The sequence below is a fragment of the Pseudomonas sp. SF2 genome (assembly GCF_036858055.1).
Taxonomy (GTDB): Bacteria; Pseudomonadota; Gammaproteobacteria; order Pseudomonadales; family Pseudomonadaceae; genus Aquipseudomonas.
Genome location: NZ_JAMBDI010000011.1, coordinates 116,438 through 140,102, shown reverse-complemented (window position 1 = coordinate 140,102; position 23,665 = coordinate 116,438). Strand labels below are relative to the sequence as shown.

Below are 23,665 nucleotides of genomic sequence, written 5' to 3'. Positions count from 1 at the left end.
TCAGTGGGTTGTCCGGGTGGACGACAAAGCCAGGTTTTCTTCGGATTTACGGGTGTTCTTCAGCTGGGCGATCCACTGTGGATCGAAGCTGCTGAGGTCGTTCTTCATTGGCAGATAACGTTCGGGGAATTCCCACACCACCACTTGCGGGGCGGCGTTCTTGAAAGCATCGCTTTGCAGGTACTTGAGCATCGGCAGTAGCGGGCCATGGCCGTCTTCGGCGTAGTTGGCCACGTCGCTGCGCAAGGCCTGCTGCAGCGCGCCGAGGAAGTTCCAGTGCGGGTTGGCGCTGTAGCTGGTGCCTACCAGCGCAACCGGGATCTGTGTGTCGGCAAACAGTGCGTCACCGGCTTCACCTTCGGCCTCGACCGGGCGAGTGGTGCGCTGCTGCAGGTTGTCCGGGGCCGGCAGCAGGTTGCTGAACAGCGGGTCCAGTGGCAGGAAGTTGGTCAGGTCGCCCTTGTACGGCGCGGTACTGCCGGCTTCGGTGATGAATGTCTGTGGGGCGCCATTGAGCAGGCTCTGGCGGCTTACCGCTTCGGCCAGTGCCTGTGCCGCCACTTCGGCGCCCATCGGCGTCCAGTGGGTGTCGGTGCGCAGGAACACCTGGCCGCGGGCCTTGGCCTGCTCCATAGGTGCCATCAGGTCCGGGGCGAACACGTTGGCCTGGCGCACCTGGGCATGGAACTGGTTGTACAGGTCGTCATGCAGGCTGGTCGGCAGCTCATTGCCCAGGTACTCGGCATACACCCGCGCCTTGGCCGGCACGATCGCCAGCACCAGCTGGCTGCCGTGCTGCTGCAGGGTGTCGCGCACGCCACGGATCAGCGCCAGGTTTTCCTGCATCAGCTGCTCGGCACCGGCGGTGGGCTTGAACTCTTCGTCACTGAACAGCCACTGGTCGCGGCCCAGAACCACGCCGGGGCGGCCTTCGTTGAACAGCTTGAAGTCCATCGCCGCCCACAGGTTGGTGCCCAGGCGCTTGATCGGGAACTGCTCGTCGTAGTGGGTCTCGGCGGCCTTGGCCAGCTTGCCGTTGAGCAGGGTCATCTGCTCGGTACGCTGGAAGCTTTGCAGGCCACCGGTGGACCACACGCCCATGCCCACCAGCAGGCCAAGGAACGACAGCGAATAGGTAATGCGTAATGTCCGGGTCATGTCATCAACCTCAGAACTGGAAGTAAAGGAACGGCGAGTAGCTCTGCGCCGAAAGCTTGAGGATCGAGGCCACGAACAGCAGCAGCACCAGGGCGCGGGTCATCACCCGGGTCCAGTCCAGGCCGATCGAACCGTCGTTGTTGACCTCCACCGGGGTGGCCTTGGGCGTTGGCCTGGCGTTGCGGTAGAAGTCGCGCAGGCCGAAGAACGCCAGGGTGATGTAGGCGACCACCAGGGTGGCTACCTGCAGGCCGGTGAGCTGGGCACGGTTGAGTTCCGACAGCTGCCAGTCGCCGAAGCTGAACATGGCGCCGTACATGCGGCCGGCCACTTCCAGGTTCTCGGCACGGAAGATCACCCAGCCGACCACCACCAGCAGGAAGGTGAACGCCCACTTCACCGGGTTGAAACGCTGCGGGTTGGTGTCGATGCCCAGCGCGCGCTCGATGGCCAGCCACATGCCGTGCCAGGCACCCCAGATGATGTAGGTGAAGTTGGCGCCGTGCCACAGGCCGCCCAGCAGCATGGTCAGGAACAGGTTGCGGTAGGTGTTGAAGGTGCCTTTGCGGTTACCACCCAGGGTGATGTACAGGTAGTCGCGCAGCCAGGTCGACAGGCTGATGTGCCAGCGCCGCCAGAACTCGGTGATCGACTGGCTGATGTACGGCTGCTTGAAGTTTTCCATGAAGCGGAAGCCCATCATCAGGCCCAGGCCGATGGCCATGTCGCTGTAGCCGCTGAAGTCGAAGTACAGCTGCGCGGTGTAGGCCAGGGCGCCGAGCCAGGCATCGCCGGTGGTCGGGTTCTGCAGGGCGAAACAGTGGTCTGCCACTACCGCCAGGGTGTCGGCGATGAACACTTTCTTGATGAAGCCCTGCATGAAGCGGGTGCAGCCTTCGGAGAACTTGTCCAGGGTGTGGGTACGGTTGTTGAACTGGTCGACCAGGTCCTTGAAGCGCAGCACGGGGCCGGCGATCAGGTGCGGGAAGATCGCCACGAACGCCGCGAAGTCGATCAGGTTGCGGGTGGCCGGGGTATCGCCGCGGTACACGTCGATGATGTAGCTGATCGACTCGAAGATGTAGAACGAGATACCGATCGGCAGCAGCACATGGGTGAGGATGAACGGCTCCAGGCCGAACGAGGAGATGATCGCGTTGAGGCTGTCGACGCCGAAGTTGGCGTACTTGAAGTAGCCGAGGATCGCCAGGTCGACACCGACGCCGAGCAGCAGCCAGCGCTGCGCGGGCTTGGTGCGTACACCGGCGGCGCCGACTTTCAGGCCGATCCAGTAGTTCCACAGGGTGACCCCGGCGAACAGGGCCAGGAAGTCCACCCGCCACCAGGCGTAGAAGATGTAGCTGGCGACCAGCAGCAGCAGGTTGCGATAACGTTGCCCGCTCAAGTAGTACAGGCCGAGGAAGATCGGCAAGAACAGGAACAGGAACACGTTGGACGAGAAGACCATCCCGGTTCTCCTTTTTGTTCACAGCATCCGGGGCAAAGCGCCCCCCAAACCCCCCACATGTTCGTGGCGGGCTACCTAGATTCCTGTGGGAGCGGGTTTACCCGCGAAGAGGCCGGCACAGGCACCGCACATGGCAGGTCTGGCCTTTTCGCGGGTAAACCCGCTCCCACAGGGGTTTTGCATTACTTTTTCGATTCTGCGCTCGGGTCGTAGACCCGGGTCAGGTCGCCGCCCAGCCGGAAGCTGTTGAACGGCTGCATGCCACGCTTGCGTTGCAGGGTGTCGCCACTGCACGCATACAGGCTGCAGTAGGGCTCCATCCACGCGTACTTGCTGTCGATCTTCAGGTCTTTCATGTCCTGTTTCTCGCCATTGCGGGCCTTGAACGCGCTTGGGTCCTTCGACCCGTTCAGCACCCGCTGCGCCAGGCGCTGCAGGGCGTTGTTGTTCTCGCCACGCACATCCACGCCATTGACCTGGGCGAAGCTGGCGATCATCGCCAGCGGCGGCAGGGCGTAGTTGTGGTAGGCCAGGGCGCGTTGCTTGCGTTTCAGTTCGTTGGGCAGGAAGCCCTGCTGGTCGACCTGGTTGGCGCCAACCCGGTATTCCTTCACGGCCCAGTCGAACAGGTCGCGACGGTCGGTGGCCACGGCGCTGGCCATTACCGCCCAGGCTGCCCAGTAGCTGTGGTTGTTGATCTTCTCCAGCGGCAGGTCGCTCCAGTCGCGCACGGTCTGTTCGGCCAGCCGGGCAAACCATTTTTCGATCAGCTCGGCTTCGGCCTGGTGCGCGGCCAGCGGCTGCGAACTGGAGAACTTCAGGCGCAGCCACGAACCGCTCATGCTGCCCAGTGCCCATTTGCGCATCGACTTGCCGGTGTGGTTGTAGTCGGTGGACATCAGCGCATCGGCGCGGGCCCAGCTGCCCAGCCAGGCCAGGGTGCAGTCGAGCTGTGCCGGGCGGCCGTCACGCATGTACTGGCCGATCATCTTGCTCACACCTTTCTCAAGGGTGGTGATGTCTTCGGTGGACTTGCGAAAGGCCTTTTCCGAGACGGCATTGAGCGTGGCCCGCGCCTTGTCCGAGCCTTCGTACTTGCTGCGGAACTGCAGGGCGCCGGTGTACGGCTTGGGGGCAGCCTCGCAGCGGAAGTTGCCGTCGCCGGTCTTGAGCTTTTCGATCCCCTCGTAGTAACCCTGGGGTGGTACCAGCGCGGCGTGCGCGGCACCGCCGCACAACGCAAGGGCAAGCAGGGCGGGGCGGGAAATTCGCTTGAACGGGATCATGGTCGCCTCACTGGCCGGCCTGCGCGGTCTGCGCGGGCACGGCGAAGTTGTTGCGTTTGCAGAGCTTGGCTTCGACCTTCTGGGTACCGCTTTCCGGCCCCTGCACCTCGAACGCCAACAGGCTCTGGCTGGCCCAGTCCTCGTCTTCGCGCATCTGGAAGACGAAGCGGCCGTCGGTGTCGGAGGTTTCCGGTTTCTCCAGCTTGATGTCCTCGTGGCGGCCGTTGAGGTACCAGAGGGTGGCCTGCAGCACCTTCACCGACGGGTCTTCGAACTTCACGTCCATTTGTATGTTGCGGTTGACCAGGTCCTTGAGCACGCCACCCTTGCCGTTGACCATCAGCTCGTTCTTGCCGGGCTTGAGGGTGGCGCTGGCGCTCATCAGGGCCGGGCGGTCATCGCAGCCGTCGTCGAGCAGGCCAAGGATTTGCCGCCAGATGGTTTCCTGGTCCAGGCGATACAGCGGGGAGAATTCCCAGATCAGGATCTTCGGCGGGTTCTTCTGGAATTCCTCGCTGCCCAGGTACTGGATCATCGAGCCTTCCAGGCCACCGCCAGGGAAGGCCACGTTCAATACATCGGCACCAATGTACTGTTGCAGGAAGCCCGCAAAGTTGTAGTTCTTGCCGCTGTGACTGGTACCCACCAACGTGATCTGCGCGTTGCCGGCGTCACCGAACAGGTCGTCACCGCCACCGTCGGAGCCTTTCGGCTCGGTGGCGAACTGGTCCATGTACTGAACTGCGTAACTGGTGCCACAGAGCTGGCCGGCGACGTTATGCAAGGTGCCGGTCTTGCCCATGCGCCCGGACTTCTTCGTTTCGAACTCCTTGCGCGGGATGCCTTCGAAGGCCGGCATCTTGTGCACGGTGTCGGCCACGATCTTCGCTGCACGCTCGGCGCCATATGGCGTCCAGTGCTGGTCGCCACGGAAGTAGAAGTCCTTGCCCTGGTCGGCAGCGGCCAGCTGTTCGTTGGTCAGTGGCGACAGGTCGGGCACGTTGTAGCCCATGCTGGCGAAGCGCTTGAGCATGGCCTGGTAGTTGCCCAGGGCCTTCTGGTAGTCGAAGGCGGCTTTTTCCGCCGGGTTGAGCATGTTGCGGTTCACCAGGCCACGGGTCGGCTGGTACACCACCACCAGTTCCACGCCGCGCTTCTTGAACGCGTCGTGCACCTGCTGCAGACGCTTGTAGCCGGCAGGGGTGGTGTTGAACTCGGTGCGCAGGTCTTCGCGGGTACGGAACAGCCAGTCGCCCTGGGCCTGCACCAGCGTGGTGAAGTTCTGCTGGTAGCGGGTTGTGTAGCGGCTGGCGTCATGTGCTTCAGGGCACAGCTGGCAGCAGGGCTCGGCGCTGAAGGTGGGGGCCTTGACGTCTTCGGCGCGCACGCCCTGGCTGATCGCCAGGAGGGCGGCGGACAGGCCCAGCAGTTTCATCAGATGTGGCGTCATGGTCTGGGCTTCCTTAATCGATCATTTCGGTCTGGCGTTCGACCGGGTCGATCAGCACAGCCTTTTGCTGGCGTACCAGCAGGTCGAGGATTTCGTCCTGGCGTTCGCCGAGGACGCCGTTGAGGCTGATGCCGCTGGCCTTGCGCGGGGCGAGCATGGACACCTTGTACAGTTCGACCGACAGTGGCGAGTCGATCGACAGTGGGCCGGAGCCGTTGGCCGACAGTTCGCCACCGACCAGAATCAGCGACACCTTGGTGTCGAACGGGTCGAGGGCGATGTCGCGGTCGGTATCGGACAGGTCCTTGATGTGGCCGTACACACCCACCAGGCCGTTGGCCATGGCGACGTTTTCGTACAGGCGAATGTTCACGCTGTTACGCACGCGGATGCCGTGGCGGCGGTTGTTGATCAGCTTGTTGCCCCAGATCAGGTTGTCGCCGCTTTCGTACAGGGTGATACCGTCGGTGTGGTTGCGGTAGATCTCGTTGTAGGCGATCAGGTTGTTGACGCTGTTACGGTCGATCACCACGCCCGAGAGCTTGTTGTCGAAGCTCTTGTTGTTGATGATCCAGCTGTCGTTGACCTCACGCGACACGATGATGCCGTGCTTCTTCTTGGTGCCGTACACCGTGTTGCCGGCGATGATCAGCCGGTGCGAGCGGTCGTGCGGGTCGATGCCGTAGACGATGTTGTCGCGGTAGGTGCTGTCCTTGACCACGAAGTCCTGGGTCTCGTAGCAGTAGAAGCCGTACCACATGTCGCTGAACTCGGAGCCGATGATCCAGCCGGTGGGTTCAGGGCGGCCCATGCGCTTGGCCATGTTCGGCGTGTACTGCGAGATGCTCACGCCATACGACTTGGACTTGGCATAGCCGAAGCTGGCCATTTTCGTATTGACGATGTAGGTCTCGGTGCCGCCCCACGACAGCAGGAACGGGCGGAATTCCTTGGGCGAGCGGAAGGTCGCCGGGCCGTTGTCCTTTTCCCGCCAGCCGGTCACCTGGGTGTCGGTGACGAACAGCTTGCCGTCGTTGACCAGGAACGAACCGCCTTCCTGGGACAGGCGCAGTTGCTTGACCTTACCGTCGATCTCGAGGATGCCCTTCGGCCCGACCACGATCGGCAGGCGCGCCAGGTAAACGCCCGGCTCGACTTCGCTGAGGTACTGCCTGGGTACCTTCTTGCTCAGTTCGACCAGGTCGACATGGCCGTCATCGACGAAGATCGCCTGCGGAATGCCATGCTGGCGCTGGACCCACTCGGCCGCCTTGTTGTCGCCACCGACGAATTCCTTGAGGGTATCCTCCTGGAACATGCGGCGCAGGCTGACCTTGCCCTTGTGGCGGCGGTCGATTTTTTTCTGCACCGCATCAAAGGTGTAGCCGGTCAGGTCAGGCAGCTTCGGCGGGTCCATGTGCAGCGGCTCGATCGGTGCGCTGGAGACCGTATAGGTCTTGGCTTGCTGCAGTTCCTTGGCGATCACCTGGGGTTCTGCGGCAGCGACCAGGCCACTGGCCAGCAGCAAGGCGCTGGCCAACAGGCTGTGGCGTAAGTGCGGGTGAAGGTTCATAACGGTAAGTCCTCTACCGGCCTCAGAAGCGCCAGATCACATCGACGAAGGCGCGGTGCATGTACGAGTCCGCTTCCTTGCCGTAGGCATCGCCCGGCTTGAACACACCGGCACGCAGACGCACCAGGGCAGATGGCTCGTCGATGGCCTGGCTCATCGAAGCTGGCAGCAGGCCTTGCTTGAAGTACTTGGTCACGACCACGTCCATTTCCTGGCCAAGGTCTTTTTCGCCATCGACCAGTGGGCGGTTCACACCGTTGTCGTTGACCACCGCGTTGATGCCGCTGGAACCGATGTTCTGGTTGCCATCGACACGCCAGAACTTGTGGTAGATGAAGCTGGCGTCGTAGTCGTCGCGCAGTTGCCAGGAGGCGAACAGGGTGGCCGCCTGCAGGTTGCCCAGCTCGCCACGGAAGGCTTCACCAAAGCGGTGTACGCGCGAACGGGTACCGGTGTAGTTGGAGCGGTTGCTCTCCAGGCCGGTCTGCTCGTAGTTGCTCGAACCGTCGTCGCCACCACCGCCGCTGCCACGGGCGTAGGCCGCACCAACCTGCCATTGCGGGTCGAGGCGCAGGCGGACGCCGAAGTCGGTGGCCCAGGCGTTGACGTCACCGCTCTGCTTGCCGGTGGCCACGGTCTGGTCGCCGACGACCTGGCTGCTGAGGGTGTCGCGGTCACCGGTCAGCCAGGTGACGCTGCCCCAGTAGTTGACGGTGTGATCGTTGCGCCAGTTGTAGGCGTCGCTGTTGGCTTCCAGGCCCAGCCAGGTGAGGTCGCCGGTGCGGGTCTTGTCCAGCGCATCGACGGTTTCGCCCGGGTTCTTCAGGCTGCCGCCGTCGTGGGTGTGATGGGCGCGTACGCCGACCCAGTGGCCAGGGGTCCACTGCGTGGCGACGTTGCCGTAGAGGTGTGTGCGGTCCTTGTCTTCCGGGGCCAGCTCGGTGAGGTCGGTTCGGTATTCGCTGAAGCGCTGGGCCACACCCAGGTCGGCCTTGAGCAACGTGGTGTCGAAGGTCCAGTTCAGCGCCTCGATGTTGGTGTCACGCCACATGCCATCGTCGCTGCGCAGGCGCTGGCGACCGAAACGCAGTTGCTCGCCAGGGTAGGCGGTGAGGCCGCTGTAGCCGACCCAGAATTCGCGCATGGCCAGGTAGCTCTTGTCCTGCTCGCGGCCGTCGGCGGCGGTGTCGGTGCTGGTGCCGTCGTCGTTCTGGCGCAGGGTGTCGGTTTCGATGGTGTCGGTGGCGGTGACGGCCTGGCCCATGGCATAGGCGCTCCAGTTGCCACGCTCGCCATATACCCAGGGGCGCAGATCGAGACCGAGGCCGTTGACGTCGCCGCCGGAGCGGGTGCCCAGGTCACGGTCGTCTTCCGACTGGCCGGTGATTTTCACATCCAGACCGAAGTTCTTTTCAGCGGTCATTGCCGCCAGGGTCGGGCAGGACCACAGCAGGGCGAAGCTCAGGCCGATGCCAGCTTTCACGAGGGGATTGAGCGTCATAGCGAGTCCTCACCGGTTACTTCTTTTTCGTCGTCTTGCAGGGCTTCGATGGCCAAGGTGCTGTTGGCGCCTTGGCTCATGCTGCCGCGCGCCTGTTTTTCTTGGTCCAGCAGTTGCTGGGCCTGGCTGCGCTGGTCAGGCGTGAGTTGCTGGTCGAGCTGCTGCAGCAGTTCAGCGGACTGTGGCGTCGGGTTGACCTGGGCCAGCTGGGCGAAGACCCAGGCGTTACCCGGTTGCGGGCGAATGCCGTGGCCTTCGCTGAACAGCTGGGCCAGGGCATAGTCGGCGCTGTTCTGCCCACCGCGGGCGGCGGCCAGCAGGTGGTCGACGGCCTTTTGCGGCTCGACGTTGCCCAGGTAGCCGCGGCGGTAGAGCTGGCCCAGGTAGTAATGGGCGCTGACTTCGCCGGCGTCGGCGGCAGCCTGCAGGTGTTGTTCGGCTTTGGCCGCATCCGCAGGTACGGTCTTGCCTTCGTAGTACAGGCGGCCCAGCAACAGTTCGGCGCGTGGCTGTTCAGCTTCGCGGCCTTTGTCGATGTAGGCCATCAGCTGGTCGGTATCGCCCAGCTCGGGGAAGTCGTACACCAGCTGCGCCAGGCTGACCCAGGACGCCGGGTTGGCCGGGGCTACCTGTTCGAGCAGGTCCTTGGCGGTTTTCTCGTCGGTCTGGCCGAGGCTGCGGTCAGCCAGTACCCGGGCAACGCTGTCGACCCGGGTGGCCGGTACTGCACCACGGGCGTAGGCAGCCTTGAGCTGGCCGAGCAGGGCGGCCTGCTGGTCGGCCTGGCCACGCTTCTGGTACACGGTGGCCAGCTCGACGTAGCAGATGTCGGTGGTGTTCAGCGCGGCCTTGCAGATGTTCTCCACTTCGCCCAGGTGCTGGTCGTAGGTGCCCTGGGTGCGGTACAGCAGCACCTGGGCCAGGCCCGCTTCCGGGTTGCCGGCGGCGCGCCACTGGTCGATCTGCTGTTGCGCGTTGACCTTGGGGAAGCTTTGCGGGTAGCTCAGGTAGAGCATCGCCAGCGGGATCAGGGTGTTGCTTTCGCCCTGCCTGGCGGCTTGCTTGAGCAGGGTCTCGGCTTCTTCGCGCTCGGCCTGGGTGCTGTCGGGCTTGGCCACCAGCAGGCGGCCCAGGCGCGCCTGGGCACGCGGCGAAATGGCGGCCGCGGCGCGGTAGGTGGCCTCGGCTTCCTTGATTTTCGCGGGGTCGCGGGTGGCGACCTTGATGTCGGCCAGGCCCACTTGCGCTTCGCTGTAGCCCAGGTCGGCCAGGGCCTTGTAGTTGCGCTCGGCCAGTGCCGTGTCACCGCGCTTCATGGCTTCGTTGGCCAGGCGCTGGTCGGGCAGGCCGGCACAGCCAGCCAGGGTGATGGCTGCAGCCAGGGCACACAGGCCCAGGCTGGCGCTTTTCTTGTAGGGAATCATGTTGTGATCCTCTTACAGCCCACGGGCCATGGCTTTGTCGATCAGCCAGTTCAGCGACGGGCCACGGTCGCTGTTGACCGAAGCCGGGCGGCCGGCGAGTTCGGCGGGCAGGGCGCTGTCGGGCTTGATCTGCACGCGGATGTCGGCGGCCAGGTCTTCGCTGTTGAGGCTGGCGCTGCTGACGATCTGGCCGGTGCGCACTTCGTCTTCGCCGGCTACCTGGAAGTTGACCCGGGTACCTGGCTTGACCTCGTCGAACTGGCGGTAGGTGAAGCGCGCCTCGATCATCGGGTTGGTGGTGCGCGGGATCAGCTGGAAGATCGGCTGGCCCTTGGCGGCGTACTGGCCGTTGTCCACCAGCTGGCGGGCGACCACGCAATCACATGGGCTGGTAAGGGTGCCGGACAGCTGCTTGCCGAACAGTTCCTCGATCTTCGCCGGCTCCAGCTGTGCGTCCTCCAGGTTGCCCTTGAGCATGTCCAGCATGCTGGTGGTGAAGCTGGCCAGTGGCGCGCCCTTGGCGATCTGCCCACCGCTGTCGACCAGGCTGTTCACGGTGCCGTCGCGCGGCATGGTGATGGTGGTGGTGGGCACTGCGACCACGCCGGCTTCGGCATGGCTGACGAAGTACATGCCGTACAGCGACTTGGCGATGAAGCCGAAGGCGGCGACACCGACCACGAACACGCCGAGGGTGACGGTGACCGCCTTGAGGCGGCCGAAGGCGCTCAGGCCACTGCCGCCATCCTTCTGCTTGCGTGCCTTGGTGAAGTTGTCGCGCTGCAAGGTGCTGAGCACATCGCCGGCAGTGATCAGCTCACCCGAGAGGTGCGAAGTGATGATATGGCGCAGCGTGGCGATGTCGCGTGGCTCGAGGTTCTGGAACTGCGCGCCGGTGCGGCCACTGTCCGGGTGGTAGGAGCGCACCTGGAACTCGATGTCCATCGACAGGCCGAGGTTGTCGACCGTGAACTGCAGCCGTCCGCGTAGTACGTCGCCAACCGTCAGTTGTTGCTTGGTATGGAAGCTCAGGCCACCGGCAGAGAGGTCGTCGACCTTCACATCGTGGGCCTGGCGCTGAGGGTCGAGGAACCGCAGCTTGGCGGGGATGCGTACCCGGGCATGCTGGCGCTGGGCTTCGGACTCATGCACGACGTTGACGTTCACGGCGGTATTCATGTGGTTTGTTCCTGTTAGTTCCGATCCGGGTTGGGCTCACACGACCATGAACAGCACAGCGACGAAGATGCTGGCAGCCGAGAAGGTCATGGTCCGCGAGGACCAGGTGTTGAACCATTGTTGAAAGCTGGCGAGGTCACGCTTGAGGGCAGTGGGCTGACGCGTCCAGGACTGCTTGTCGAGGCGGAAGAACACGTAGATCTTCATCAGCGCGCCGATGATCTGGTTGTAATAGAGAATCAGCGGGTAGGCCGGGCCTACGTTGTGGCCGGAGCACAGCAGCATGATGGTGAGGATCAGGCGGGTGATGCCGATCCACAGCAGGTACACCAGCAGGAAGCCCAGGCCGAACTTGAGGCTGGCGATCACCGCCACGGTCAGGCCCAGCAGGCTGGTCCACATCGACACGCGCTGGTCGAACAGCACGATGCTGGTGAACAGCCCCAGGCGGCGCAGGCCCAGGCCAAGCGCGCGGGAGTTCTGCCGCAGGTTGTTGCCGTACCAGCGGTACATCAGCTTGCGGCTGGCCTTGAGGAAGCTCTTCTCCGGCGGGTGCTCGACCGTGTTGATGGCGGCGTCCGGCACGTAGAAAGTGTCGTAGCCCAGGCGCATCAGGCTGAACCAGCTGGACTTGTCGTCACCGGTAAGGAACTTGAAGCGGCCCAGGCGCCAGTGCATCAGCGAGTCGCTTTCGACGTCGGCGATGAACTCGGGGTTGGTCACCACGCTGGCGCGGAACATCGACATGCGCCCGGTCATGGTCAGCACGCGCTTGGACAGGGCCATCGAGCACATGTTGATGTGGCGCTGGGCGAAGCGCAGCTTGTGCCACTCGCTCATGATGTAGCCGCCACGCACTTCGCAGAACTCGTTGGTGGTCAGGCCGCCGACGTTGGGGAACAGCTTGAACCACGGCACGGTCTTGCGTACCACGCCATCGCCCAGCACGGTGTCGCCGTCGATCACCGCCACCACGGCGTTGTCGTCCGGCAGCATGCGCGAGATGGCACGGAAGCCGTAGGCCAGGCCGTCACGCTTGCCGGTACCGGCGATGCGCACGATGTCCAGCTTCACGTGGGCTGGCGGGTTGTATTTGGCCCACAGGCTTTTCACCAGCAGTTCGTCCGACATTTCCACCAGCGAGCAGACCACGGTGGTGGGGAAGCCACAGTTGATCGCCTCGCGGATCACCGAGCTGTACACCTGGGCGGTGGTGAGTGCTTCGATGCGGAAGCTGGTCACCATCAGGTACACGTGGGACGGGTCGGTGTCCTTGCCCATCTTCTGCACCTTGCGGCGCAGGTACGGATACACGCCGTAGAGGAAGATCATGCCGCGGATGAAATGGGTGGCGCCCATGGAATAGCGCCAGATGCCGACTGCGCCGACCAGGAATATGAAGTGCTTCGACTGCGAGTCGAAGATATCGGCTGGCAGGGCCAGGGCGATCAGCATGAGCAGACTCATGTAGAGCAGCCAACCGGCGCACTGCAACAGCACTGTCTGGAGCCTTTGCATGTTCAGCATCCGTCGAGAATTCGGGAAAAGGTGGGCAGCGGGGGTGGGGAGGCCCCCGCTGCCCGGCCAGCACTTACCAGCAGATGCCTTCGGTGCGGCTGGTGGCGCAGGTCGGTTTGCTCATGAAGCCGACCAGGTCGATCACGTGCTTGCCGGCCGGTGCTTGCTGGGCCAGTGCACGGAACTGCTCGTCACGGTTGCCCAGGACGATGATGTCGGCGTTGTCGATCACCTTCTGGAAGTCGGCGTTGAGCAGCGACGACACGTGCGGGATCTTCGATTCGATGTAGTCCTTGTTGGCGCCGTGGACGCGGGCGTACTGGACGTTCTCGTCGTAGATGTCCAGCTGGTAGCCCTTGCCGATCAGGCGCTCGGCCAGTTCCACCAGCGGGCTTTCACGCAGGTCGTCGGTGCCGGCCTTGAAGCTCAGGCCGAGCAGGGCGACCTTGCGCTTGTCGTGGGCTTCGATCAGCTCGAAGGCGTTCTGCACCTGCGACTCGTTGCTGCGCATCAGCGAGTCGAGCAGCGGTGCGCGTACATCGAGGCTGGCGGCACGATAGGTGAGGGCGCGCACGTCCTTGGGCAGGCACGAGCCGCCGAAGGCGAAGCCAGGGCGCATGTAGTACTGGGACAGGTTCAGCACTTTGTCCTGGCAGACCACGTCCATCACCTCACGGCCATCCACGCCTACGGCTTTGGCGATGTTGCCGATCTCGTTGGCGAAGGTGACCTTGGTGGCGTGCCATACGTTGCAGGTGTACTTGATCATCTCGGCCACTTCGATCGGCTTGCGGATGATCGGTGCGTCGAGCTCTTCGTACAGGGCCTGCAGGATGTCGCCGCTGGCGCTGTCCAGTTCGCCGATGACGGTCATCGGTGGCTGGTCGTAGTCCTTGATCGCGGTGCTTTCACGCAGGAATTCCGGGTTGACCGCGACACCGAAGTCGACGCCGGCTTTCTTGCCCGAGCAGTCTTCGAGGATCGGGATCACCACGTTCTTCACGGTGCCTGGCAGCACGGTGCTGCGTACCACGATGGTGTGACGGCGCTCGCTATCGCGCAGTACGTAGCCGATTTCGCGGCACACCGACTCGATGTATTCCAGGCCCAGGTCGCCGTTCTTCTTGCTTGGGGTACCCACGCAGATCATCGATACGTCGCTGGCACGGATGGCTTCGGCGAAATCGGTAGTACCGCGCAGGCGGCCGTTGGCGATGCCCTGTTGCAGCAGTGCTTCCAGGCCAGGTTCGACGATGGGGGACTTGCCCTGATTGATCAGGTCGATCTTGGTGCTGGACACGTCCACACCGATCACTTCATGGCCTCGCGCCGTCAGGCAGCCTGCACAGACTGCACCCACATAACCCAAACCAAAGATGCTGATACGCATCGCTATCACCTCATGTGTTTATCACGCCGGCCTCTCCGGGAAGAGCCGGGCTGGGTTGATTAACAACAGTTTTCGGGCGCACGGATCCATGGCGAAATGCACACTTCGCCGAGCGCAGGCAAAATAAATCCGGAGCGCAAAAAGTTATGCACTCAAATGTGGCAGTAAAAAGCCATTAATTAAAAAACGTGCCCTGGAATGCAGCCGTCTTTATTGCAATGCGCTACATGGCGCGTTGCTGTGCTTGTTTTTTCAAGTGGAAAAATCCTTTGAAATCAACCACTAGGACGATATGTAAGGGACGCGTCTCTCCTGCGTGGACAGGGTTTTCAGGGGGTGCCTGTCATACCTGTCGAAGTTGTTGGGGCTGGTAGTGGATACCTGCCGTTGTCACTTGTAAGTCATCTCTCACAGCCCGGGGGCAGGAAAATCGTTACGGCACTATGAGCGATTCGTCGTAGCAGAAGTTCCGGAGTGGGTTCGGCGCGGATGAAAGATTTCTAAATATTTTTTCAGTGGCGGACAATTTCAATCTGATAGCACACGGGTGTTTTACCCCGATATATAAAGGGCGAAACTGTTGCGAGATATTTTTATGCCAGCATCGAAAAATATTTTGAAAAATTCGTCAAAAAAGCTACGAACGGTCTTATGGCGTTTGGCTATAAGTAGGGTAGTGGCGATTTATTGACGCCAGGTTTATGACGTAATGGCGATATGAAGTGCGCCCTGTTGCGGGGCAGGAGAGGTGCGTAATGGCTGCTGGCCTCTTCGCGGCTAAAGCCGCTCCCACAGGTTGTGCACTGGTCTTGAGTTCAGTGGGGGGGCTGTGGGAGCGGCTTCAGCCGCGAAGAGGGCGTGACAGGATCACTCGGAAGGATGATCGCGCAGGAACACCAGGTGGTCAGGCTTCGACTGCTCGGCACTGTAGTAGTACCCCTGCACATCGAACTGCTTGAGCTGCTCCGGGTCACTGATGCGCTGCTGGATGACGAAGCGGCTCATCATGCCGCGGGCTTTCTTGGCGTAGAAGCTGATGATCTTGTACTGGCCGTTCTTCAGGTCCTTGAAGTCGACGTTGATCACCCGGGCCTTGAGCGCACTGCGTTTCACCGCACTGAAATACTCGTTGCTGGCCAGGTTCAGCAGCACGTCATCGCCCTGTTCGGCCAGGGCCTGGTTCAGCCATTCGCTGATGCGTGTGCCCCAGAAGGCGTACAGGTCCTTGCCGCGGGCGTTGGCCAGCTTGGTGCCCATTTCCAGGCGGTAGGGTTGCATCAGGTCGAGCGGGCGCAGCAGGCCGTACAGGCCCGAAAGCATGCGCAGGTGCTGCTGGGCGTAGCTGAAGTCATCCTCGCCCAGGCTCTCGGCGTCGAGGCCGGTGTACACGTCACCCTTGAACGCCAGCAGCGCCTGCTTGGCATTGGCCGGGGTGAAGTCCGGGGTCCAGCTGCCGAAGCGCGCGGCATTCAGGCCGGCGAGCTTGTCGGACAGGTGCATCAGTTCGCTGATCTGCGCCGGCGACAGGTCGCGCAGTTGCTGGATCAGTTCCTGGGAGTCGTCCAGGTACTGGGGCAGGGTGAAACGCTCGGTCACCGGCGGGGTGTCGTAATCGAGGGTCTTGGCGGGGGAAATCACCGTCAGCATCGGGTCGGCTCCTGGCATCGTTGGCCGGGAATTCTACGGGCTGGGCGGTGCAAGTCCAAACTATGGCGACGATAGTCACAGACCATGGCCGGTACAGACGCTATAGTGCGCGTTTTGCCGTTGCGGAGCCTTCAACCGTGCGCATTGCCTCTGCCTTGCTGGCCGCTCTGCTGAGCCTGGCCGTGCAAGCTGCCCCGTTACCCCAGGTGAGCCTGGACCGCAGCCTGTGGCCCGAACAGCTGGACAGCCCGGCGCTGTTCGATGTGGCCTCGCGCGCCGAAATCCTCTCGTTCGCCCAGGTGCTGCACGAAAGCGAGCAGTTGGACGACGCAGCGCTGGCGGCACGCTTGGGGCTGCGGCAGATCAACCTGCAGAAGGTGCGCCTGGTGCGGGCGCGCATGTGGCAGCGGTTGTGGGAAGGTTATCAACAGGCGCAGCGCAGTTGCGAGCAGGATGCGTCGTTCTGTTACCCGGTAACGTCGATGGCGGAGTTGCGTGCTCAAGCGGCGACGTTCGCTGCCGATGTCGGCACGTTCTACACCGGCTGGGTCGAGCCGAGTCACCAGTTCCATGTGCGCTACCTGGACGAGCAACTGCGCAAGGCTGCGTTGCTGCCACAGACCAGTAGCGAGCTGGAGCGGCTGTCCTCGCGCGAGCGCAACGGGGATGAACTGAACGACCGCATGTTCCTGCTGACCTTCGTCGGCGGGCCCGGGCCGGAGGGCGGCAGCACCGACCTGCTGGCTGATTACCTGCGCCGGCAAAAGCTTGAAGGCACGTTCTTCGTGCTCGGCAACCGCCTGCAGCAACGCCGCGACGCCGGGGTGGCGAATGCCTTGCGTCAGCTCTATGGCGGGCAGTGCGTGGGGATACAGGGTTGGGAGTACCGCTCCCATGCGCTGTGGAATGGTTGGCAGGACTCGTTGCGGCGTAGCCAGGCGCGGGTGCAGGCAGACCTGCCGGAGCAGTATGTGCCGTTGTTCCGGCCACCTTACGGGCAGCGTCGGGCCGATGGCGAGGCATTCATGGCCAGCCAGCAGTTGCGGGTGTCATTGTGGGACATCGATGCCCAGGATGATGGCGCACTGAGCGCCGAGGCCTCGGCGCAGCGGGTGCTGACCTTGATGCTGCTGTGGCGCAAAGGGGTGATCCAGTTCCATGACAGCCTGCCCAAGGCGCAGCCGGCGGTGGAGTGGTTGTTGCGCAATACCGCGCAGAGCGGGATTGGTTGGGAGGACTGTCAGGCGTATGCCTGGCGGGAGTAGGGGGCCGCTTTGCGGCCCATCGCCGGCACGCCAGCTTCCACAGGTACCGTGCATGGGCTGCTGGCGATGGCCTCGGCAAGGCCAGCCTGAATTTTTACTGTAGTCCTCACGCGCCCCCTCGCCAACCCCTGTTCGTCATTTGGAAAAATAAACTTCACCTACACGTAAAAAGACTTTTTTTAGTCATCATTTTTGCGGTATGAAGAAACCAGACAGCCGATTCCTGCAGCACAGGTGGCGTCATCCAGGCCCACCTAGCCAGGTTCGCTTCCCGCCCGTAACAACGCGGATACGGGGACAGCGGCAGTCACTCTGCGGCGTAACAGACCACGCCGTGTGGCTTCGACATAAGGTGACCGAGTATGGATGACCAAGGACGCAACCCTTCCTCCAGCAAGCCTATCCTGTATGTGCTCGATACCAACGTCCTGATTCACGACCCTAACGCGTTACTGAACTTCGAGGAGCACCATGTCGCCATCCCGATGACGGTGCTGGAGGAACTCGACAAGCTCAAGACCGGCAAACAGACCATCGCCGCCGAATGCCGCCAGGCCATTCGCCTGATCGACCAGACCCTGGGTGACGCCTCGCCCAGCGATGTCGAGCAGGGCGTTCCGATCCAGCGTGGCAAGAGCGGACCCAAGGGCTTCCTGTCCATCCTGATGACCCCGCGCAACGAGCCGAACAAGCTGCTGCCGGAAAACCTCAACGACAACATCATCATCAACCAGTTGCTCGAAGTACGGGCCCGGCGCACCGACCTGGACGTTGTGCTGGTCACCAAAGACATCAACATGCGCCTGAAGGCACGTGCCTGTGGCATCGCGGCCGAGGACTACAGCACCGACCAGCTGGTCGATGACGTGTCCTTGCTGTCCAAGGGCTACCATTCGGTCACCGGCTCGTTCTGGGACCGGGTGAGCAAGGTCGATACCCGCCAGGAGCGTGGCCGTACCTGGCACCGCGTGCAATTGATCGACAACCTGCCGGCGGTGCATGTCAACGAGTTCATCATCGATGAACAGGGCTTCGTCGGCTGGATCAAGGGTATCCGCAACGATGAGTTGCTGTTGCTCGACCTGCACCAGGAACCGCTACTGCACCAGGAAGCCTGGGGCCTGAAGCCGCGGGACATCCATCAGAGCCTGGCGCTGTTCGCCCTGCTCGACCCGGATATCCACCTGGTCAACCTGACCGGCGCCGCCGGTTCCGGCAAGACCATCCTGGCCCTGGCCGCGGCCATCGAGCAGACCATGGTCAGCAAGCGCTACCGGCGCATCATCGCCACCCGCAGTGTGCAGGGGCTGGACCAGGAGATCGGCTTCCTGCCGGGCACCGAGGCCGAGAAGATGGAGCCCTGGCTGGGCGCCATCACCGACAACCTCGAAGCCTTGCACATGGATGACGAAAGCACCCATGGCAGCGTCGAGTACATCCTCGAACGCGTGCCGTTGCAGTTCAAGTCGCTGAACTACATCCGTGGCCGTAGCTTCCAGCAGAGCCTGATCCTGATCGACGAGTGCCAGAACCTGACACCGCACCAGATGAAAACCATCATCACCCGTGCCGGCTCCGGCTCCAAGGTGGTCTGCCTGGGTAACCTGGCGCAGATCGACACCCCCTACCTGTCCGCGACCAGCTCGGGCCTGACCTACCTGACCGAGCGCTTCAAGGACTTCCCCCATGGCGTGCACATCACCCTGCAGGGCGTGCCACGCTCGGTGCTGGCCGAGTACGCCGAGTCGCATCTGTAACCCTCTGCGCCGGGCGGTTCGCCGCCCGGCCTCTTCGCGGGCACGCCCGCGAAGAGGCCGTACCGGTTGACGCATCCCTCTGCTCAAACCTGACTCACAGGTTTACACTGCGAGTTCCCTTCACAGGAGCAGAGCAGTGCTGACACATCTTGATTCCCAGGGGCGGGCCAACATGGTCGACGTCACTGAAAAGGCCGTGACCGAGCGCGAGGCCACCGCCGAGGCGCGGGTGCGCATGTTGCCGCAGACCTTGCAGATGATTGTCGACGGTGAACACCCCAAGGGCGACGTGTTCGCCGTGGCGCGCATCGCCGGGATCCAGGCGGCCAAGAAGACCAGTGACCTGATCCCGCTGTGCCACCCGCTGATGCTGACCAGCGTCAAGGTCGAGCTCAGTGCCGAGGGGCAGGACGCCGTGCGCATCGTCGCCCGCTGCAAGCTGGCCGGGCAGACTGGCGTGGAGATGGAGGCGCTGACCGCCGCCAGCGTGGCCGCGCTGACGATCTACGACATGTGCAAGGCTGTGGATAAAGGTATGGTCATCGAGCAGGTGCGCCTGCTGGAAAAACTTGGCGGCAAGAGCGGCCACTACAAGGTGGAGGCGTGATGAAGGTCAAGGTGATGTACTTCGCCCGTTACCGCGAACTGTTGGGCGTGGATGCCGAGCGGGTGGAGGGCGTGTTCAAGGTGCTCGATGATGTGCGACAGGCTTTGGTGGCCAAGGGCGGGCAGTACGAAGTGCTGGCCGAGCAGAACCTGATGTGTGCGCGCAACGAAGAGCTGTGCAAGCTCGATGAGCCGCTGGTAGAGGGCGATGAAGTGGCGTTCTTCCCGCCGGTGACCGGAGGCTGAACATGGCTGTACGAGTACAGGAAGGCGCGTTCGACCCGGGGGCCGAGACCAATGCCATGCATGCGGCCAATGTCGGCGTGGGTGCGGTGGTCGGTTTTGTCGGTTATGTGCGGGACTTCAACGATGGCCGCGAAGTGGCGGGGATGTTCCTTGAGCACTATCCGGGCATGACCGAAAAGGCGCTGGCCAAGATCGTGGTCGAGGCCGAGCAGCGCTGGCCGTTGCTCAAGGTGGAGGTGCTGCACCGCATCGGTGCGCTGGAACCGGGCGAGCCGATCGTGTTCGTCGGCGTGGCCAGTGCCCATCGGCAGGCGGCGTTCGATGCCTGCAACTTCATCATGGACTACCTGAAGACCCGGGCGCCGTTCTGGAAGAAGGAAAATACCCAGGAAGGGGCAAGGTGGGTGGAAGGGAAGCAGAGTGACCAGGATGCCGCTGGGCGCTGGTAGATCCTTGTTTGATGGCCGGGGCGTAGCCCCGGTTCGCGGGTAAACCCGCTCTCACAGGTACTGCACAGGTTTCGAAAGCTGTGGAGTACCTCTGTGGGAGCGGGTTTACCCGCGAAGAGGCCGGCACAGGTCAATGGTGCTTGCGCGGCACCGGCTTCAGCAGCTCATCCGGTGGCATTTCACACTTGATCTTGCGCCCCAGCAGCTCTTCGATCGCCGGCAGCTGGTAGGAGTCATCCTCGCCGGCAAAGCTGATCGACACGCCACTGGTCCCCGCACGGCCGGTCCGGCCAATGCGGTGCACATAGTCGTCCGGGTCTTCCGGCAGGGTGAAGTTGATCACGTGGCTGATGCCATCGATGTGAATACCACGCCCTGCCACGTCGGTGGCCACCAGCACGGTGATTCGCCCTTCGCGGAAGTTTTCCAGGGTACGGATACGCTTGTGCTGCGGCACGTCGCCCGACAACTGCGCGGCATTGATGCCGTCGCGCACTAGTTTTTCCTCGATGCGCCGCACTTCGTCCTTGCGGTTGGCGAATACCATCACCCGTTCCCACTTGTTCTGGGTCACCAGGTTGTACAGCAGCTTGTACTTGTCGCTGCCGGCCACCGCATACACGTGCTGCTCCACCGTTTCGCTGGCCACGTTTTCCGGCTCGATCTCGACGATGGCCGGGTTGGTGGTCCACTGCTTGGCCAGGTTCATCACGTCGTCGGTGAAGGTGGCGGAGAACAGCAGGGTCTGGCGCTCGCTTTTCGGCGGCGTCTGGCGAATGATCTGGCGTACCTGGGGGATGAAGCCCATGTCGAGCATGCGGTCGGCTTCGTCCAGCACCATTACCTCGACCATGTCCAGGTGCACCTCACCGCGCTGGTTGAAGTCCAGCAGGCGGCCCGGGGTGGCCACCAGGATGTCGCAGTGGCGCGCTTCCAGGGCCTTGAGCTGCTTGTCGAAGTCCATGCCGCCGACAAAGCTCATCACGTTCAGGCCGGTGTACTTGGTCAGGGCGATGGCGTCCTTGGCGATCTGCACCACCAGCTCGCGGGTGGGCGCGATGATCAGCGCGCGTGGCTCGCCCATGTAGCGTTCCTTCGGCGGCGGCGTCTGCTGCAGCTGGGAAATGATCGAGATCAGGAACGCCGCCGTCTTGCCGGTACCGGTCTGGGCCCGGCCGATGGCGTCCTGGCCACGCAGGGTGTAACCCAGCACCTGTGCCTGGATCGGCGTGCAGTACGGGAAGCCCAGGTCGTGGATGGCGTGCATCAGCTCGTTGGACAGCTTGAAGTCGTGGAAGCGGGTCTTGCCTTCTTGCGGCTCGACCACGAAGTCTTCGGGTTTCCACAGGCTGGCCTGCGGCTTGGGCTTGCGCTCGCGACGCGGTTTGTCCTTGGCCGGCTTGTCGGTGGCTGGCGTAACGGCGGCAGGCTGTTCAGCCTCGGCAGTGCGGTTGGCGCGCGGGGTGGCCGGCTTTGCTGCGGGCCGGGCCTCGCTGGCTGGCGCGGGCGCAGGCGGGGTCACGCTGGCAGCAGGAGCGACGGCCTGTGGCGCGGCGTCTCCCTTGCCGAATATTTTCTTGAGTGCCTTGAGCACGATCGTCTCATCAACTGGTTAAGGAATGTACGCCGGGCAGTGTAATGCAAGATTCAGGCGCGGCGTAGCGGAATAGCCTCACAACTACAGGCTGCCTTGGCTTATTGCAATTGCTGGCCCAGCCAGTCGTGGATGTCGTTCAGCTCTTCCACCGCCACTTCATGTTCCATCGGGTATTCGTGCCAGCGGGCGGCGACGCCCCAGGTATTCAGGTACTCGAAGGCGGTGCGGCCCATGGACGGGATCACCACCGGGTCGTGCACGCCGTGCAGGCACAGGGCCGGGGTGCGTTGCTGGCAGGCGCTCAACTGATGCTGGTCGTTGAAGGTGGGGGCGTAGGTGGACAGGGCGATCACGCCACCCAGCGCTTCTTGCCACTTTATATAGGCAGTGTGCAGCACCACCGCACCGCCTTGGGAGAAACCGGCCAGGAAGATCCGCGACAGGCTGATGCCCTTGGCCTGCTCGGCCTTGATCAGGGCAATGAGCTGCTCGGCCGATTCTTCCAGCTGCGCTTCGTCGATGGCGCGGGCCGGGGTCATGGCCTTGATGTCATACCAGCTGGGCATGGCATAGCCGCCGTTGATGGTTACCGGGCGGGTGGGTGCCTGGGGCATGACGAAACGGGTGCTGAGCAGGCGTTCCTGCATGAATTCGGCCACTGGTAGGAAGTCGTAACGGTCGGCACCCAGACCGTGCAACCAGATCACACAGGCGTCTGCGGTTTTCTGCGGTTCGAGAATCAACGGGTTGGTCATGACTGCTCCGAAAGTGTGCGGGTCTTGTTATGGCGTGCGTGAAAAGAAGGCGCTGGAAATGATTGTCTGAAAAAGAATGTCGCAACGATACAACTTTCCCTACTTGACGAGCGCTTAAACGCTACAGCCAGAAATTTTGGTACGCGCTTTGCAATTCAACCTGTGATGCAAAGGGCAGGCCGTGACGGTAACACCCTTAGCACGCGAAGGCTGTCACAGAACAGTCCATTGCGCCATTTGACCCAATAACAAGCCAATACGGGTCGGACACGCCTCAAAAGGGTGCGGTGCAATTCCGGCTCGATACAACAAGAGCGATTTGGAGGTTGTGAATGAAGATGTTGAAAACCACCCTGGCAGTCCTGACCGCTGCCGCCGCGCTGGGCGCCGTGAGCAACGCCCAGGCCGGCGCCACCCTCGATGCGGTAAAGAAGAAGGGCTTCGTCCAGTGTGGCGTGAGCGACGGTCTTCCAGGCTTCTCGGTACCTGATGCGCAGGGCAAGATCGTTGGTATCGACGCCGACGTGTGCCGCGCCGTGGCCGCCGCCGTGTTCGGCGATGCCACCAAGGTCAAGTTCAGCCAGCTCAACGCCAAGGAACGCTTTACCGCCCTGCAGTCGGGCGAAGTCGACGTGCTGTCGCGCAACACCACCTGGACCAGCTCGCGTGATGCCGGCATGGGCCTGGTATTCGCCGGTGTTACCTACTACGACGGCGTTGGCTTCCTGGCCAACAAAAAGCTGGGTGTATCCAGCGCCAAGGAACTCGATGGCGCGACTATCTGCATCCAGGCCGGTACCACCACCGAGCTGAACGTATCGGACTACTTCCGCGCCAATGGCCTGAAGTACACCCCGATCACCTTCGACACCTCGGACGAAAGCGCCAAGTCGCTGGAGTCGGGCCGTTGCGACGTGCTGACCTCGGACAAGTCGCAGCTGTTCGCCCAGCGCTCCAAGCTGGCCGCGCCGACCGAGTACGTGGTACTGCCGGAAACCATCTCCAAGGAACCGCTGGGCCCGGTGGTGCGCAAGGGCGACGAAGAATGGTTCAGCATCGTCAAGTGGACCCTGTTCGCCATGCTCAACGCCGAAGAGGCGGGCATCACCTCGAAGAATGTCGAGGCCGAAGCCAAGAGCACCAAGAACCCGGACGTCGCCCGCCTGCTGGGCGCGGATGGTGAGTACGGCAAGGACCTCAAGCTGCCCAAGGACTGGGTAGTGCAAATCGTGAAGCAAGTCGGTAACTACGGCGAAGTGTTCGAGAAGAACCTGGGCCAGAGCACCGACCTGAAGATCGACCGTGGCATGAACGCCCTGTGGAACAACGGCGGCATCCAGTACGCGCCACCTGTGCGCTGATGGCTGCACCCTGCGGCGGCATCCCGCCGCCGCAG

General features: G+C 62.8%; 19 protein-coding genes. 6 read left to right on the top strand and 13 right to left on the bottom strand.

Going from position 1 to position 23,665, the window contains the following annotated elements; genetic code table 11:
- The 11 genes from M2S36_RS08800 to yaaA form a co-directional block, all read right to left on the bottom strand.
- Positions 1-1,158, bottom strand: a complete 1,158-nt coding sequence (locus M2S36_RS08800) for an alginate O-acetyltransferase (RefSeq protein ID WP_233694124.1) — start codon at positions 1,156-1,158, stop codon at positions 1-3.
- A 10-nt stretch (positions 1,159-1,168) separates the two neighbouring features.
- Entirely contained in the window at positions 1,169-2,626 is a 1,458-nt protein-coding gene (locus M2S36_RS08795; protein WP_063913343.1) for an MBOAT family O-acyltransferase, read from the bottom strand.
- Between the two features lie 182 nt (positions 2,627-2,808).
- On the bottom strand, positions 2,809-3,912 hold the full coding sequence (locus tag M2S36_RS08790; RefSeq protein WP_233694125.1) for a mannuronate-specific alginate lyase: 1,104 nt from the start codon (positions 3,910-3,912) through the stop codon (positions 2,809-2,811).
- A gap of 7 nt (positions 3,913-3,919) precedes the next feature.
- Positions 3,920-5,362 carry an alginate O-acetyltransferase gene (locus tag M2S36_RS08785; RefSeq protein ID WP_063913341.1) on the bottom strand — a complete coding sequence of 481 codons (1,443 nt, stop codon included), beginning with the start codon at positions 5,360-5,362 and terminating at the stop codon, positions 3,920-3,922.
- A gap of 13 nt (positions 5,363-5,375) precedes the next feature.
- Entirely contained in the window at positions 5,376-6,935 is a 1,560-nt protein-coding gene (algG, locus tag M2S36_RS08780; RefSeq protein ID WP_063913340.1) for a mannuronan 5-epimerase AlgG, read from the bottom strand.
- 22 nt (positions 6,936-6,957) lie between these two features.
- Complete coding sequence (locus M2S36_RS08775; RefSeq protein ID WP_063913339.1) at positions 6,958-8,436, bottom strand: alginate export family protein; 1,479 nt, start codon at positions 8,434-8,436, stop codon at positions 6,958-6,960.
- Entirely contained in the window at positions 8,433-9,860 is a 1,428-nt protein-coding gene (algK, locus tag M2S36_RS08770; protein ID WP_333957004.1) for an alginate biosynthesis TPR repeat lipoprotein AlgK, read from the bottom strand. Before algK ends, M2S36_RS08775 begins: the two co-directional genes overlap by 4 nt.
- Positions 9,861-9,872: 12 nt before the next feature.
- Complete coding sequence (locus tag M2S36_RS08765; RefSeq protein WP_063913337.1) at positions 9,873-11,039, bottom strand: alginate biosynthesis protein Alg44; 1,167 nt, start codon at positions 11,037-11,039, stop codon at positions 9,873-9,875.
- A 36-nt stretch (positions 11,040-11,075) separates the two neighbouring features.
- Positions 11,076-12,557 (bottom strand): glycosyltransferase family 2 protein, encoded by a 1,482-nt coding sequence (locus M2S36_RS08760; RefSeq protein WP_207836306.1) that lies wholly within the window; start codon positions 12,555-12,557, stop codon positions 11,076-11,078.
- A 73-nt stretch (positions 12,558-12,630) separates the two neighbouring features.
- Entirely contained in the window at positions 12,631-13,947 is a 1,317-nt protein-coding gene (locus M2S36_RS08755; RefSeq protein WP_063913336.1) for a nucleotide sugar dehydrogenase, read from the bottom strand.
- 867 nt (positions 13,948-14,814) lie between these two features.
- Entirely contained in the window at positions 14,815-15,594 is a 780-nt protein-coding gene (yaaA, locus tag M2S36_RS08750; RefSeq protein WP_061552453.1) for a peroxide stress protein YaaA, read from the bottom strand.
- A 137-nt stretch (positions 15,595-15,731) separates the two neighbouring features.
- Here yaaA and M2S36_RS08745 point away from each other — a divergent pair, with 137 nt between their 5' ends.
- The 5 genes from M2S36_RS08745 to moaE all read left to right on the top strand — a co-directional run bounded on the left by M2S36_RS08745 (position 15,732) and on the right by moaE (position 19,917).
- Positions 15,732-16,859 carry a polysaccharide deacetylase family protein gene (locus M2S36_RS08745; protein ID WP_207836304.1) on the top strand — a complete coding sequence of 376 codons (1,128 nt, stop codon included), beginning with the start codon at positions 15,732-15,734 and terminating at the stop codon, positions 16,857-16,859.
- Positions 16,860-17,221: 362 nt separating this feature from the next.
- A complete protein-coding gene (locus M2S36_RS08740) occupies positions 17,222-18,616 on the top strand; it encodes a PhoH family protein (RefSeq protein WP_013974146.1) in 1,395 nt (464 codons plus the stop codon).
- Positions 18,617-18,752: 136 nt separating this feature from the next.
- Positions 18,753-19,223: a cyclic pyranopterin monophosphate synthase MoaC gene (moaC, locus tag M2S36_RS08735; RefSeq protein WP_003251775.1), complete on the top strand. Its 471-nt coding sequence runs from the start codon at positions 18,753-18,755 to the stop codon at positions 19,221-19,223.
- On the top strand, positions 19,223-19,468 hold the full coding sequence (locus tag M2S36_RS08730; RefSeq protein WP_333957023.1) for a MoaD/ThiS family protein: 246 nt from the start codon (positions 19,223-19,225) through the stop codon (positions 19,466-19,468). Before moaC ends, M2S36_RS08730 begins: the two co-directional genes overlap by 1 nt.
- 2 nt (positions 19,469-19,470) lie before the next feature.
- Entirely contained in the window at positions 19,471-19,917 is a 447-nt protein-coding gene (gene moaE, locus M2S36_RS08725; RefSeq protein ID WP_025340575.1) for a molybdopterin synthase catalytic subunit MoaE, read from the top strand.
- A gap of 130 nt (positions 19,918-20,047) precedes the next feature.
- Here moaE and rhlB read toward each other — a convergent pair whose 3' ends face one another.
- Positions 20,048-21,511, bottom strand: coding sequence for an ATP-dependent RNA helicase RhlB (rhlB, locus tag M2S36_RS08720; RefSeq protein WP_333957002.1), 1,464 nt, complete (start codon positions 21,509-21,511; stop codon positions 20,048-20,050).
- 101 nt (positions 21,512-21,612) lie between these two features.
- Positions 21,613-22,269: an alpha/beta hydrolase gene (locus tag M2S36_RS08715; protein ID WP_233687060.1), complete on the bottom strand. Its 657-nt coding sequence runs from the start codon at positions 22,267-22,269 to the stop codon at positions 21,613-21,615.
- Positions 22,270-22,601: 332 nt separating this feature from the next.
- Here M2S36_RS08715 and M2S36_RS08710 point away from each other — a divergent pair, with 332 nt between their 5' ends.
- The gene (locus M2S36_RS08710; RefSeq protein ID WP_013974141.1) at positions 22,602-23,630 is read left to right on the top strand and encodes an amino acid ABC transporter substrate-binding protein; all 1,029 of its coding nucleotides are present in this window, start codon (positions 22,602-22,604) and stop codon (positions 23,628-23,630) included.
- Positions 23,631-23,665: the final 35 nt, after the last annotated feature.